The sequence below is a fragment of the Variovorax sp. CAN15 genome, from assembly GCF_030462475.1.
In the GTDB taxonomy this organism is placed as follows: domain Bacteria; phylum Pseudomonadota; class Gammaproteobacteria; order Burkholderiales; family Burkholderiaceae_C; genus Variovorax.
Map to the genome: position 1 here is coordinate 255,606 of NZ_JASMRZ010000003.1, position 12,450 is coordinate 268,055.

Annotated in this window: 14 protein-coding genes; 7 read left to right on the forward strand and 7 right to left on the reverse strand. The window is 67.8% G+C overall.

The features are described from left to right. Positions 1–6: 6 nt before the first annotated feature. Positions 7–600: a hypothetical protein gene (locus QMO14_RS04490; protein WP_301504883.1), complete on the reverse strand. Its 594-nt coding sequence runs from the start codon at positions 598–600 to the stop codon at positions 7–9. Between the two features lie 175 nt (positions 601–775). After that, on the reverse strand, positions 776–1,084 hold the full coding sequence (locus tag QMO14_RS04495; protein WP_295984766.1) for a putative quinol monooxygenase: 309 nt from the start codon (positions 1,082–1,084) through the stop codon (positions 776–778). Positions 1,085–1,206: 122 nt separating this feature from the next. Here QMO14_RS04495 and QMO14_RS04500 point away from each other — a divergent pair, with 122 nt between their 5' ends. Continuing rightward, entirely contained in the window at positions 1,207–2,535 is a 1,329-nt protein-coding gene (locus QMO14_RS04500) for an Nramp family divalent metal transporter (RefSeq protein WP_301504886.1), read from the forward strand. Here QMO14_RS04500 and QMO14_RS04505 read toward each other — a convergent pair. Further along, positions 2,522–3,460 (reverse strand): LysR family transcriptional regulator, encoded by a 939-nt coding sequence (locus QMO14_RS04505; RefSeq protein ID WP_301504888.1) that lies wholly within the window; start codon positions 3,458–3,460, stop codon positions 2,522–2,524. The genes QMO14_RS04500 and QMO14_RS04505 overlap by 14 nt on opposite strands. Before the next feature lie 137 nt (positions 3,461–3,597). Between QMO14_RS04505 and QMO14_RS04510 the strand changes: the two genes are divergently transcribed. The 3 genes from QMO14_RS04510 (at position 3,598) to QMO14_RS04520 (ending at position 6,178) form a co-directional block, all read left to right on the forward strand. Next, positions 3,598–4,692, forward strand: a complete 1,095-nt coding sequence (locus QMO14_RS04510; protein ID WP_301504890.1) for a tartrate dehydrogenase — start codon at positions 3,598–3,600, stop codon at positions 4,690–4,692. Positions 4,693–4,766: 74 nt separating this feature from the next. Further along, a complete protein-coding gene (locus tag QMO14_RS04515) occupies positions 4,767–5,783 on the forward strand; it encodes a tripartite tricarboxylate transporter substrate binding protein (RefSeq protein WP_301504893.1) in 1,017 nt (338 codons plus the stop codon). 104 nt (positions 5,784–5,887) lie between these two features. Next, the gene (locus tag QMO14_RS04520; RefSeq protein ID WP_093195879.1) at positions 5,888–6,178 is read left to right on the forward strand and encodes a YciI family protein; all 291 of its coding nucleotides are present in this window, start codon (positions 5,888–5,890) and stop codon (positions 6,176–6,178) included. Here QMO14_RS04520 and QMO14_RS04525 read toward each other — a convergent pair. Together QMO14_RS04525 and QMO14_RS04530 are read right to left on the reverse strand one after the other, a co-directional pair. Beyond that, positions 6,175–7,263 (reverse strand): pirin family protein, encoded by a 1,089-nt coding sequence (locus QMO14_RS04525; protein WP_301504899.1) that lies wholly within the window; start codon positions 7,261–7,263, stop codon positions 6,175–6,177. The two genes, QMO14_RS04520 and QMO14_RS04525, sit on opposite strands and share 4 nt — an antisense overlap. A 160-nt stretch (positions 7,264–7,423) precedes the next feature. After that, positions 7,424–7,846, reverse strand: a complete 423-nt coding sequence (locus tag QMO14_RS04530; protein WP_301504901.1) for a VOC family protein — start codon at positions 7,844–7,846, stop codon at positions 7,424–7,426. Between the two features lie 175 nt (positions 7,847–8,021). Here QMO14_RS04530 and QMO14_RS04535 point away from each other — a divergent pair, with 175 nt between their 5' ends. After that, entirely contained in the window at positions 8,022–9,608 is a 1,587-nt protein-coding gene (locus QMO14_RS04535) for a CYTH and CHAD domain-containing protein (RefSeq protein ID WP_301504903.1), read from the forward strand. A gap of 21 nt (positions 9,609–9,629) precedes the next feature. Here the strand turns inward: QMO14_RS04535 and QMO14_RS04540 are convergent, their stop codons facing one another. Then, a complete protein-coding gene (locus QMO14_RS04540) occupies positions 9,630–10,106 on the reverse strand; it encodes a peptidylprolyl isomerase (protein ID WP_093195883.1) in 477 nt (158 codons plus the stop codon). A 141-nt stretch (positions 10,107–10,247) separates the two neighbouring features. On the opposite strand from QMO14_RS04540, the gene QMO14_RS04545 reads away from it, so the two are divergent. Both QMO14_RS04545 and QMO14_RS04550 read left to right on the forward strand, forming a co-directional pair. Then, positions 10,248–10,940 (forward strand): DUF433 domain-containing protein, encoded by a 693-nt coding sequence (locus tag QMO14_RS04545; protein ID WP_301504906.1) that lies wholly within the window; start codon positions 10,248–10,250, stop codon positions 10,938–10,940. Further along, on the forward strand, positions 10,937–11,353 hold the full coding sequence (locus QMO14_RS04550) for a hypothetical protein (protein ID WP_301505023.1): 417 nt from the start codon (positions 10,937–10,939) through the stop codon (positions 11,351–11,353). The genes QMO14_RS04545 and QMO14_RS04550 overlap by 4 nt, the downstream gene beginning before the upstream one ends. A 5-nt stretch (positions 11,354–11,358) precedes the next feature. Here QMO14_RS04550 and QMO14_RS04555 read toward each other — a convergent pair whose 3' ends face one another. After that, on the reverse strand, positions 11,359–12,285 hold the full coding sequence (locus QMO14_RS04555) for a LysR family transcriptional regulator (protein WP_301504908.1): 927 nt from the start codon (positions 12,283–12,285) through the stop codon (positions 11,359–11,361). Positions 12,286–12,450 lie beyond the last annotated feature (165 nt).

Consider the following 12,450-nt stretch of genomic DNA (forward strand, 5'->3'; position numbering starts at 1 on the left):
CGGGGATCAACGGCCGATGGCGGCCACGAACTGCGGATCGGCATACACCTGCCGCAGCAAGGCACGCACGAGGCGCGGGTACGCGGCCTGCCCGGCAGGCACGGCGACGATGCTCGCGTAGCTCGAATCGAAAGCGGTCTCGGCGCGGTAGGTCTTGCGCAGGCGCTGCGTGGCGTCGCGCGTGACGGTGATCTCCACCTCCATGCGGCCGGTGCCGTTGATCACGCCGAGGTCGATCTCGTTGACCAGCACGCGCGCCGCGATGCGCGTGGGCGCCTTCGGGTCGTAGACGGAGATCTCGCCGAGGTCGCGCATCATCGCGTCCTGCAGGTACTGCGCGAAGCTGCCGCTGGGCGACAGCAGTCGGGCGCTGCGCAGGCGCACGGTGTTGACCTTGTCCTCGGCACCGGTGGGCTGCGCCCTCGCGAGGGCCACCGGGCCGGGCCGCGTGGCCTCCAGCTTGTCGAGGGTCTCGTAGTCGGCCGCGTAGGGCGGCGCGAGCAATGGCGCGCAGCCGGTGGCCAGAACGGCGGCTGCCAGCGCGCCGGGCAAGAAGAGGCTGCGCAAACGCCAGCCCTGCTGCGAACTAAAGATCGCCATCCCTTCGGTCCCCTCTCAGCATCTTCACGAGGCCCGCGATGCATGCATGGTGCATCGGTGGCGCGTGCTCCCGGCGCGAAGGTAGCACGCATCGCACGGCGTGCGAATGCGTGATGCCGCGAAACCTAAAGGTACGGAGAGGGACGAAGTGGTGCGAAGGCGAACCTCAGGCTGCTCAGACCGGCTCGAGCACGTGGATCAGCTTGCCCGCGGTGAGCTCCTTGGTCTTCTCGCTGTGGGCCTTCATGTGCGGCGCGACCGCGTGCGCCTGCAGGTGCGCCAGCGTTTCCCACTTCTCGATCACGACGAAGGTGTCGGGGCCGAAGCTGGCCTTCGACGCCGGGATGCCCTGCGCATCGACCGTGGCGCCGTACTCGATGCAGCCTGCTTCGGCCAGCACGGCCGCACGGTTCTCCGCGAAGGCTTCGAGCAGTTTGGCGCGCTGGCCCGGCTTGGCGGTGATGACGGCGACGACGTGGATCATTGAAAGAGTCTCCGGTTGGGTGTGGTTGGTGAATCGGGTGCGACGGTCGAATCTAAGAGATTTGGCGCGGGCATGCAGGTCAGGTCCGCGACAACGCCGGCCTTGTCCCTATCATCGCCCGCATGTTCTTTCCCCTGCCCCGCACGGCCACGGCGCCCTTCTGCCCTTCCGAAGTCAAGGGCAGCGTGGCCGTCCCGCAGGAGCTGCCCTTTTTCAGGAAGCTGATGCGCTACGCGGGCCCGGGCCTGCTGGTGTCGGTCGGCTACATGGACCCGGGCAACTGGGCGACCGACATCGAGGCCGGCTCGCGCTTCGGCTACGGGCTGCTGTTCGTGGTGCTGCTGGCGAGCCTCTCGGCGATGCTGCTGCAGACGCTGTGCGTGCGGCTGGGCATCGTCGCGCGCAAGGACCTGGCGCGCGCCTGCCGCGAGCACTACTCGCCGCGCGTCAACCGCCTGCTGTGGCTGGGCGCCGAGCTGGCCATCGTGGCCTGCGACCTCGCCGAAGTGCTGGGCAGCGCGCTTGCGCTGCACCTGCTGTTCGGCGTGTCGATTCCGGTGGGCATCGGCATCACGGCCTTCGACACGCTGCTGGTGCTGGGCCTGCAGGGCGCGGGCTTCAGGCGCGTGGAGGCCATCGTGCTGGGGCTGGTGGGCACCATCGCGGCCTGCTTCGTCGTCGAGCTGGCGATGGCGCCGCCCAACTGGTTCGGCGTGGCGATGGGCTTCGGGCCCAGCCTGGAGCGGCTGCACCAGCCGGGCGCGCTGTACCTGGCCATCGGCATCGTCGGCGCGACGGTGATGCCGCACAACCTGTACCTGCATTCGTCCATCGTGCAGACGCGCCTGATCGCCGACACCGAGCCCGCGCGGCGCGAGGCGGTGCGCTTCTGCACGCTCGACGCGGTGGTGTCGCTGTCGCTCGCGCTCTTGGTCAACGCGGCGATCATGGTGCTGGCGGCCAGCGCCTTCCACGCCACCGGCCACCGCGAGGTGACGGAGATCGACGACGCCTACCGGCTGCTGGAGCCCATCGTCGGCAGCGCCGTCGCGGCCACGCTGTTCGGCATCGCGCTGCTGGCCTCGGGACAGAGCTCGACCTTCACGGGCACCATCGCGGGCCAGATCATCATGGAAGGCTTCCTCGACCTGAAGATCCCGTGCTGGCAGCGCCGCCTCATCACGCGTGCGCTGGCGCTGGGCCCTGCGTGGCTGGGCGTCTGGTGGTTCGGCGACGACGGCGTGGGCAAGATGCTGGTGCTCAGCCAGGTGGTGCTGAGCTTCCAGTTGCCCTTCGCGATGTGGCCGCTGATCCGCTTCACGGGCAGCCGCGCGCTGATGGGCAGCTTCGCCAACGGCCCCGTGCTCAGGTCGCTGGCCTGGCTGCTGTTCGGCGCGATCGGTGCGGCCAACGTGTGGCTGGTGGCGTCGGTGGTGTTCAGCGGCGGTTGAGCGAAGGCTCGGCCGCGTCCTTGCCGAGCGCCACCGCGATGAAATCGACGAAGCTGCGTACGCGCGCCGACAGCTGGTGGCGCTGGGGATAGACGGCGTAGATGTCTGCATCGGGCGTGCGGTAGCTGGCGAGCAACTGCACCAGCCGGCCGCTGCGCAGGTAGCGCGCGATGTCCCACTCGGCGCGCATCAGGATGCCGTGGCCGTCGAGCGCCCAGTTGACCGCGATCTCGCCGTCGTTGGTGCTGAGCATGCCGCGCGTCTTCACCGCTTCGGTGCGCTGCGCGGTGCCGCGCCCGGTGCTCAGCCGCCAGATGCCGTAGGCCTCGTCGCCCTGGCGGATGCCGATGCAGCGGTGGCGCGTGAGGTCGTTGGGCACCTTGGGCAGCCCGGCGCGCGCGATGTAGGGCGGCGAGGCGCACAGCAGGCGCCGGTTCGACGCGATGCGCCGCGCGATCACGCGGGCCTCGGGCGGCGCGCCGAAGCGGATGCAGACGTCGAAGGCGTCGTCGGTCAATGGCGGCGGGTTGACCGAGAGCTGCAGCTGCACCTCGACTTGCGGATGCTTCTTCGCGAACTTCGAGATCAGCGGCGCGACATGGCTGCGCCCGAAGCCCAGCGTGGCGTTCACGCGCAGCAGTCCCTGGGGCTCGCTCCTGGCGCCGCCCAGCAGCTGCGCCATGTCGTCGATCTCGCCGAGGATGCGGCGCGCGTGCGCCACGTAGAGCTCGCCCTCGGGCGTGAGGCTCATGCGCCGCGTGGTGCGGTTCACCAGCGTGACGCCCAGGCGCGATTCCATCTGCGCGAGCCGCTTGCTTACCGCCGGTGTGCTGATGCCGAGTTCGCGCGCGCCGGCGCTCAGGCTGCCGCAGGCCGCGAGCGTGGAGAAGAAGCCGAGATCGGCGGGCTGGACCGGAGCGGCCATGGAGGTCGTGCCTTCGATTGTTGAACTGAGGTTAACGATGGATTCACTTCCGGCGTGAATTGTTCGCCGAGCCGGATCCTACAGTGGGCGATCCGCAGCACACCTGCATGCGGGCAAACCACCACAGGACATCGACGATGAGCAGCAGCTACAGCATTGCCACCATTCCCGGCGACGGCATCGGCAAGGAAGTGATACCCGCAGGACGCCAGGTGATGGAGGCGCTGGCCGAGGCCTCCGGCGGCGCGCTGAAGTTCAGCTTCGAGGACTTCGGCTGGGGCGGCGACTGGTACCGCGCGCACGGCGAGATGATGCCGGCCGACGGCCTCGACGCGCTGCGCGGCAAGGACGCCATTCTTTTCGGCTCCGCGGGCGATCCGCACATTCCCGACCACATCACGCTGTGGGGCCTGCGCCTGAAGATCTGCCAGGGCTTCGACCAGTACGCCAACGTGCGGCCCACGCGCATCCTGCCCGGCATCGATGCGCCGCTGAAGCGCTGCAGGGCCGAGGACCTGAACTGGGTGATCGTGCGCGAGAACTCCGAGGGCGAATACGCCGGCGTCGGGGGCCGTGTGCATCAGGGCCATCCGATCGAGGCCGCCACCGACGTGAGCATGATGACCCGCGCCGGCGTGGAGCGCGTCATGCGCTTCGCCTTCGGGCTGGCACGCTCGCGGCCGCGCAAGCTGCTCACGGTGGTCACCAAGAGCAACGCGCAGCGCCACGCGATGGTGATGTGGGACGAGATCGCGCTGCAGGTCTCGAAGGAGTTCCCCGACGTGAGCTGGGACAAGGAACTGGTGGACGCGATGACCGCGCGCATGGTCAACAGGCCCGCCACGCTCGACACCATCGTCGCCACCAACCTGCACGCCGACATCCTCAGCGACCTTGCGGCCGCGCTCGCGGGCAGCCTGGGCATCGCGCCCACCGGCAACATCGATCCCGAGCGGCGCTACCCGTCCATGTTCGAGCCCATCCACGGCTCGGCCTTCGACATCATGGGCAAGGGGCTCGCCAACCCGGTGGGCACCTTCTGGTCGGTGGTGATGCTGCTGGAGCACCTGGGCGAGACAGAGGCCGCGCGCCGCGTGATGGCCGCGGTGGAGCACGTCACGGCCAATCCCGCGCTGCACACGCGCGACCTCGGCGGCAACGCGACCACCGAGCAGGTGACGCGCGCGGTGTGCGCGCACATAGCGGCTAGGCCGCTGCGGCTGGCGGCCTGACCGGGCCCTGAGCGATTCCACGGTTTCCGCGCGCCTCGATGCGCGCACCACGACAACGAGCCGGAGACAAGACCATGAACGCTTTTCCGAACGCGCGCCGCCAGCGGCGCACCTTGCTGCGGGCCGCAGCTGTCGTGCTGGGGCTGGGCACTACCGCCCTCGCCTTCGCGCAGCAGGCGCAGCCCACTCCGGGCTGGCCAGCAAGGCCGATCAGCCTCGTCGTGCCCTTTCCCGCCGGCGGCACCACCGACGTGCTCGCTCGCGCGTTGGCCGACAGGCTCTCGCAGTCGCTGGGCCAGCCGGTGGTGGTCGAGAGCAAGCCCGGCGCCGGCGCCACGCTGGGCGCCGACTACGTGGCCAAGGCCAGGCCCGATGGCTACACGCTGCTGATGGGCGCGGTGCACCACACCATCGCCACCAGCGTCTACAGGAAGCTGCCCTACGACTTCCAGAAGGACCTGGCACCCATCACCGTGGTGGCGATGGTGCCCAACGTGCTGGTGGTCAACGCGGCGAACACGCCCGCGAAGAACGTGGCCGAACTGGTCGCGCTCGCCAAGGCGGCGCCCGAGAAGCTGGCCTACGGCTCCAACGGCAACGGCACGGCGCAGCACCTGATCGGCACGCAGTTCCAGGCCAGCACCGGCGCGAAGCTGCTGCACGTGCCCTACAAGGGCAGCGGGCCGCTGACCACCGACCTGCTCGGCGGGCAGGTGGCGATGTCCTTCGACACCATCACGCCGGTGCTGCAGCACATCAAGGGCGGCAAGCTGCGCGCGCTGGCCGTGACCACCGCGCGGCGCTCGTCGGTGCTGCCCGATGTGCCGACGCTGGAGGAAGCGGGGCTCAAGGGCTTCGACATCGGCACCTGGTTCGGCGTGCTCGCGCCGGCGGCCACGCCGAAGGAGATCGTGGCGCGGCTGAACGCCGAGATGGTGAAGATCATCCATTCGCCCGATTTCGCGCAGCGCATGCAGGCCATCGGCGCCGAGCCGCTGGGCGGCACGCAGGAAGAAATGGCGCGGCAGATCCGCGAGGAGACGGCGAAGTTCGCGAAGCTGGTGAAGGAAGGCGGCGTGGCGATCGAATAGCGGCCGGCGGTGAGCAGTCGGTTACGGACGCGCACACCTGCGCCCGGCGGGCATGCCGCCGAGGCCATAGGATCGGGGCTTCCGAATTCACCGCCGTCCCGCCCATGTTCATCGTCACCCTCACCTACATCCGCCCGCTCGAGGAAGTCGACGCGCTGATGGATGCGCACATGGTCTGGCTCAAGAAGCACTACGAAAGCGGCCTTTTCGTGGCTTCGGGCCGGCAGGTGCCGCGCCAGGGTGGGGTGATCCTCGCGCGCTCGGGCGACCGCGAGGGCCTGGAGGCGGTGCTGGCGCGCGACCCCTTCGTGCAGGGCGGGGTGGCGCGCACCGAGGTCATCGAGTTCGTGCCGCGCATGACGGCGCCGAGCGTCGAAATCCTCAAGACTTTCTAGGCCGGCTTTCCAGCCGCTTCCACCGGCAGCTCCTCGCGCCCGCCGGGATGCCGGGCGAAGCGCGGCGTGCCGTGGCCGTGTACCGGCGCCGGGTCGTCCCAGGGCCAGCCGCCGAACTGCGTGCGGCGGTAGTCGGCCATGGTCTGGCTGATCTCGGCCTGCGTGTTCATCACGAAGGGGCCGTACTGGGCCACCGGCTCGGCGATCGGGCGGCCCTGCAGCACCAGGAACTCCGCGGCTTCCGCGTCGCCGTTGGCGATATCGACGGCCGTGTCCGCGCGCAGCTCGATGGCAGCCGGGCCCTGCACGCTCTCGCCGCCGACCAGCGCCGTCGCTCCCTTGAAGAAGTACAGCATGCGCCGCGTGCCCTCGCCGGTGGCGGCGGGCAGCGTCCATTGGGCGCCGGGCGTCATCTTCAGCGTCCAGATCGCCACGTCGGCATCGGCCTGCGCGGCCCAGGAGTCGGGCGGGGGCGCCAGCGGCTGGATCGGTGCGCGGCCGTTGGCGGCGTCGTCGCCGAGCCGGCCCGCGATCACCGCGACCTCGGTGCGGCCGCCCTTCGCGTCGTCGGAGACGAAGCGCGGAATGGCCTCCGACCAGAACATCGTGAAGTGCGGCTCGGCCATCTTGTTCCTGGCGGGCAGGTTGAGCCAGATCTGGAACAGCTCCAGCGGATTCGCCGAGGCGGCGTCGAGCAGCGGGAACATCTCGGAATGCACGATGCCCTTGCCGGCGGTGAGCCACTGCACGTCGCCGCCGCCGAAGCGCGCGGTGGCACCCAGCGAGTCGGAGTGGTCGACAAGGCCCTTGCGCACGATGGTCACGGTCTCGAAGCCGCGGTGCGGGTGCGAGGGAAAGCCCGGCACCGTCTCGCCGTGGTACATGCTCCAGCCGTCCTTGCGGCTGAAGTCCTGGCCGATCTGGCGGCCGGCCAGCGAGGCCTCGGGGCCCATGCGGCCGTTGGCCTTCGGGTAGGCGTCGTCGTGGTAGACGCAGAAGAGGAACGGGTCGATCGTCTGCCAGGGGAAACCGAGCGGCTTGACCTGGACGACGGGGCTCCTGTTGTCGTTGTTGTTGTCGGACATGCGGATATTCCTTTCCATGGGGCGCGCGGCCGATGATGCCGTGCCGGTGGATGGAATATCGGGCCGGCGACGCCTTTCGCCAGAGGCCTTCCGTGCAACAGTGAAGAGCGCGTATGGAACGATCGGCATCGCTGCGGTCCTCCGGCGCAGTGGCGCCGCGTCAGGGGTTCTGGTGCGTCACGGCGGCGTTCGGGTCCATGTAGACCAGTTCCCACAGGTGGCCGTCGATGTCCTGGAAGCCGTGGCCGTACATGAAGCCGTAGTCCTTCGGCTCGGTCGGCGTGGTGCCGCCGGCGGCCTTGGCCTTGGCCACGAGTTCGTCGACCTCGGCGCGGCTCTCGCACGAGAGGCACAGCAGCACTTCGGTGCTCTTCGCGGTGTCGGTGATGCTCTTGGTGGTGAAGGTCTTGAAGAACTCCTCGACCAGCAGCATCACGTGGATGCTGTCCTTCTGGACGACCATGCACGCGGCATTGGCGTCGGTGAACTGCTCGTTGAAGGTGTAGCCCAGGGCGGCGAAGAACGCCTTGGTCTTGTCGAGGTTCTTGACGGGGAGGTTCACGAAGATCTGCTTGGTGGCCATGGTGTCGTCCTTGCCGATGAAGAAAAGAGAGTGGATGTGGAGGTGTTTTCCGGCATCTTGTGTACGCCGTCCACAAACGATATCAAATCAAATGGACGGCGTCCACATTTTTTTCGAAGCCGGGAAATTCCGGCGATGCGACCGCGATTGCAAGAGGTGAAATGAACGGGGCATCATGGTCGCCATGGAAATCGAGTTCAAGTTCTGCATCCCTCCCGGCCGCCTGAAGGCCGTCGAAGCCGCCCTCAAGCGCGGCACCGTCGTGCGCACCCGTCTGCAGGCCCGCTATTTCGACACCGCCGACCAGCGCCTGGCCGCCGACGGCATGGTGCTGCGGCTGCGCAAGGAGGGGCGGCGCTGGGTCCAGACCGTCAAGGCCACCGGCGACAACGCCCTGCACCGGCTCGAGCACAACGTCGACCTGGGCACCACGGGCCCCGCGCCCGGCATCGATCCGCAGCGCCACCAGGGCACGCCCGTGGGCGAGCGGCTCGCGAAGCTGCTGGCCGAAGGCGGCGCGGCGCTGGTCGAGCGCCAGTCGACCGATATCGTGCGGCTCACGCGCGACGTGCGCGTCACCGGCCCCGGCGGCGCGGTGGTCGAGATGGCGCTGGACGTCGGCAAGGTCGTCGCCCACGCTGGCACGCCCGAGCAGCGCGAATCGCCGGTGTGCGAGCTCGAACTGGAGCTCAAGCGCGGCGACGTGCAGGGGCTGGTCTCGCTCGCGCGGCGCTGGTCGCAGCAGCACGGGCTGTGGTTCAGCACCGTCTCGAAGGCCGAACGCGGCGCGCGCCTGCTGGCCGCGCAGGAAACCGTGGAGGCGGTGAAGGCCGAAACGCCGCGCTTCGCCGGCCCGCATCCGGACGGCATGGCCATCCGGCAGGCCGTGGTGGCCTCGTGCCTCGCGCAGATGCTGCCGAACGCGAGCGAGATCGCCGCGGGCAGCACCGACGAGGAGCAGATCCACCAGCTGCGCATCGGCATCCGCCGCCTGCGCACCGCCCTGCGCGAACTCGCGCCGCTCGATCCCGTATCGGGCGCAGCCGAAGCCGCCGAATGGGAGCCCCCGCTGGTCGACGCCTTCCGCGCCCTCGGCGCACTGCGCGACCGCGAGCAGGTCGTGACGCTGGCCCAGCCGCGCCTGCGCGAAGCCGGCGCGCCCGATTTCGACTCGCTGGCCGCCGGCGATGCCGCCGCTGCCGATGCGCCCTCGCCCGCCGACATCGTGCGTGCCCCGGCCTTCCAGAACGTGCTCGTCTCGCTGATCGGCCTCACCGCAGCCGCCAGGCCGGCCGAACCCGCGCCCGCCCCTGTCGCGGAAGACACCTCGTCATCAGCACCGATCGGCGCCAACGCCGCCCGCCGCCTGCTGCGCAAGCGCCTGCAGCGCCTCCACAAGCAGGTGCTGCGCGACGGCGAACGCTTCGAGTCGCTCGACACCGAAAGCCAGCACCGCGTGCGCAAGCGCCTCAAGCGCTTGCGCTACCTCGCCGAGTTCGTGGCGCCGCTGTTCGGTGAAAAGAAAGACGACGGCGGCGCCGCCGATCGCTACCTGAAGGCCCTGCGCCCGGCGCAGGACGCATTGGGCGCGTTCAACGACGAGGCCGTCGCACTCGCCCTGTACCGCGAGGCCGCCGCCCGCGATGCACGCGCATGGTTCGCCGTGGGGTGGTTCACCGCGCGGCGCGACACCGGGGCGAAGGACTGCCGCAAGGCGCTCGCGAAGATCGAGGATGCGGCGAGGTTCTGGAAGAAGAGTTAGTCGCTAGCCGGCACGGCCGGTTCAGTGATGGTGCCCATGCGCCCCATGCACATGCCGGTGCTCGATCTCCACCGGCTGCGCCGCGCGCACATCAGTCACCTGCAGGCTGAACTTCAACGCCTTGCCGGCCCAGGGATGGTTGCCGTCGAGCAGCACGACCGGGCCCTTGATCTTCATCACGGTGAACACATGCTCGCGGCCGTCGTCGAGCCGGCCCTGCAGCTGGCCGCCGACCTTCACGCCGGGCGGGAAGTCGGTCTTGGGGATGCTGCGCACCAGCGACTCGTCGCGCTGGCCGAAGGCGTCTTCGGGGGCGAGGTTCAGCACGGTCTGATAGCCCTTTTCCTTGCCGTCGAGGGCTTCCTCGATCTTCGGCAGCGTGTTCTCGTAGCCGCCATGCAGGTAGGCCATCGGCTCGGGGCTCGCCTCGATGAGCTTGCCCTGGGCGTCGGAGACCTTGTACTTGATGGTGACGACGGTGTCTTTTGCGATTTTCATGAACTCATTTTCCCTTGACCGGAGGATCACTGTCCGGGTGCTCGTTTGAGCACCGGGAGCCTCGAGTCTGTGCGACACCTCACGAAGATGCTGTATAAAAACACAGACAATGACTAGAGTTACCAACTACACTTTGCCGAAATGGCTTCGTCAAATCTACTGGACACAGGAATCTATTCACTCGGGCAAGCTGCGCGCTTGATCGGTGCGGAGACTCGTGCAGTCAGGCGATGGATGCGTGGCCATCGCTGGAAATATGGCGAAGGTCATCGTTACACACCGCCCTTATGGACGTCGCAGTTGGCGGATGCCGATTTCGATGAACCAGCTATTGGATTCCGCGACTTGATGGAGTTGCGCCTCGTCCGAGCCTTTACTGACGCAGGTGTGAGCCTTCATGTGGTCAAAGCAACAATTGAAGCTGCACGCGAGAGATTGCATACCGACTATCCGCTGACCACGCGTCGCTTTTTGACTGACGGCAAGAAGATTTTTGAGTCAGCCGTCGACGAGGCAGGTGATGAAACCTTGATTGACATACGTGCACACCAAATCGTGTTCACGCATGTCATCAAGCCTTCTCTATATGCCGGGATTGAGTACGAGGGAAATGTTGCGCGTCTTTGGACTCCGCTCGGCAATAAGGGCGTGGCATTGGATCCGTCACGTCAGTTTGGCACTCCGATTGTTGTTGGTCCAAGTATTCCCACAGATACGCTTTTTGATGTTTTCGTCGCAGAGGGGCGTGATCGCAAAGCTGTCGCGCGTCAGTTTGAAATAGAACCACGGCACGTGGATATAGCCGTGCGATTCGAGGAGCGGCTACGGGCCTGAAGTTCTTTTTCGATGCGAATCTGTCGCCACACTTTGCCCGTGGCATCGCTGGTCTATGTGGCTCAGTCAGGGATGATGTCGAACAGGTTGTACATCTAACTGATTTGTTCAAGCCTGACGCGCAGGATGTCGATTGGATTGGCGAACTAACCAAAACTGGACCGTGGTGCATCGTGTCCATCGATCGCTTCAAGAAACATCACAATGCCGAGCGTGAAGCTTTGCGAAAGGGCGGGCACATGGTCTTCGTGCTGGAGAAGCAGTGGAGCGGTCAGCCATTTTGGGTTAAAGCCGAACGTCTAGTCGGATGGTGGCCTCAGATCATTGCTCAAGCCGAACTTCAGGCTGGTGGCATGTTGTCGGTGCCATTTACTCACCGCTCCGGTGCAAAGTTCAAGCCGATAAAGCTATAGGCTGATCAGGTGTGACCGGGTCGCAATGTCCCGGTCAGCGCGTCCATCTGGTCGAGCTTGCCCATCACCAGCCCGATGAAGGCCGACACCGCCAGCGGTAGGTGCTTGCGGCTCGGGTACACCACGTTGAGCCCCCGGCCGGTGTATTCGTATTGCGGCAGCACGCGCACCAACTGGCCGGCCTGCTCGTCGCGCGTGGCCATGGCGGGCGGCAGCTGCGCGATGCCCAGCCCGGCGAGCGCGGCCCTGCGCAGCGCCTGGGCGGTGTTGCCGGTGAAGCGGCCGGTGACCTGCACTTCCTCTTCCACGCCATCGGGGCCGGTGAGGCGCCAGGTGGTGTGGCCGGTGGGGGTCGAGGGCGTCACGCAGTCGTGGCCGGCCAGCTCCCGCAGGTTCTTCGGTTCGCCGCGTCGGGCGATGTAGGCGGGGCTCGCCAGCAGGCCGGCGCTGCTGGTGGCCAGCCGCCGGCCCACGTAGCCCGAGTCGCGCAGCACGCCGCCGCGGAAGGCCACGTCGATCCGCTCGGCGATCAGGTCGGCGGCCGCGTCGCTGAGCACGAAGTCGAGCTTGACCAGCGGATGTTCGGCCAGGAAGCCGGCCACCCATTCCATCGGGAAGAAATCGAAGAAATCCGCCGGCGCGGCCACGCGCACGAGGCCGCTGGGCTCCTGGCCGCCGGCCGCCAGCGCCTGCCCGGCGGCGGCGAGCCCGTCGATGTGGCCGGCGCACTGGTCGTGGAACTCCTGCCCGGCGCTGGTCAGCGTGAGCTTGCGGGTGGAGCGCTGCATCAGCCGGGTGCCCAACTGTGACTCAAGCTGCTGGATGCGCCGGCTCACGGTGTTGGGCGGCAGGCCCAGCCGCCTGCCTGCCTCGGCGAAGCTGCCGTGGCGCACCACCTGGACGAAGACGGCGGCGTCGTTGAGGTCGAACATGGCGGGCTGATTCCTTCGATTGATGGACGAGTGCAATCCGACTCTACCGCCTAGTCGATCAATGGGTGCGTGCCTAACCTTCTGGCCATGGCTTCCGAATCGCTCATCTCCTGCACACCGCGCCGCGCCCATCGGGGCGCGCGGGCCTTCGGCGAGCGTTTCCGA

Excerpts from the sequence above, each read along its gene's own strand:
- QMO14_RS04515 (WP_301504893.1), top strand. The coding sequence starts at position 4,767 with ATGAACGCTTTTCCGAACGCGCGCCGCCAGCGGCGCACCTTGCTGCGG.
- QMO14_RS04530 (WP_301504901.1), bottom strand. The coding sequence starts at position 7,846 with ATGGCCACCAAGCAGATCTTCGTGAACCTCCCCGTCAAGAACCTCGAC.
- QMO14_RS04540 (WP_093195883.1), bottom strand. The coding sequence starts at position 10,106 with ATGAAAATCGCAAAAGACACCGTCGTCACCATCAAGTACAAGGTCTCC.
- QMO14_RS04495 (WP_295984766.1), bottom strand. The coding sequence starts at position 1,084 with ATGATCCACGTCGTCGCCGTCATCACCGCCAAGCCGGGCCAGCGCGCC.
- QMO14_RS04535 (WP_301504903.1), top strand. The coding sequence starts at position 8,022 with ATGGTCGCCATGGAAATCGAGTTCAAGTTCTGCATCCCTCCCGGCCGC.
- QMO14_RS04505 (WP_301504888.1), bottom strand. The coding sequence starts at position 3,460 with ATGGCCGCTCCGGTCCAGCCCGCCGATCTCGGCTTCTTCTCCACGCTC.
- QMO14_RS04520 (WP_093195879.1), top strand. The coding sequence starts at position 5,888 with ATGTTCATCGTCACCCTCACCTACATCCGCCCGCTCGAGGAAGTCGAC.
- QMO14_RS04500 (WP_301504886.1), top strand. The coding sequence starts at position 1,207 with ATGTTCTTTCCCCTGCCCCGCACGGCCACGGCGCCCTTCTGCCCTTCC.
- QMO14_RS04525 (WP_301504899.1), bottom strand. The coding sequence starts at position 7,263 with ATGTCCGACAACAACAACGACAACAGGAGCCCCGTCGTCCAGGTCAAG.
- QMO14_RS04555 (WP_301504908.1), bottom strand. The coding sequence starts at position 12,285 with ATGTTCGACCTCAACGACGCCGCCGTCTTCGTCCAGGTGGTGCGCCAC.
- QMO14_RS04490 (WP_301504883.1), bottom strand. The coding sequence starts at position 600 with ATGGCGATCTTTAGTTCGCAGCAGGGCTGGCGTTTGCGCAGCCTCTTC.
- QMO14_RS04545 (WP_301504906.1), top strand. The coding sequence starts at position 10,248 with ATGGCTTCGTCAAATCTACTGGACACAGGAATCTATTCACTCGGGCAA.
- QMO14_RS04510 (WP_301504890.1), top strand. The coding sequence starts at position 3,598 with ATGAGCAGCAGCTACAGCATTGCCACCATTCCCGGCGACGGCATCGGC.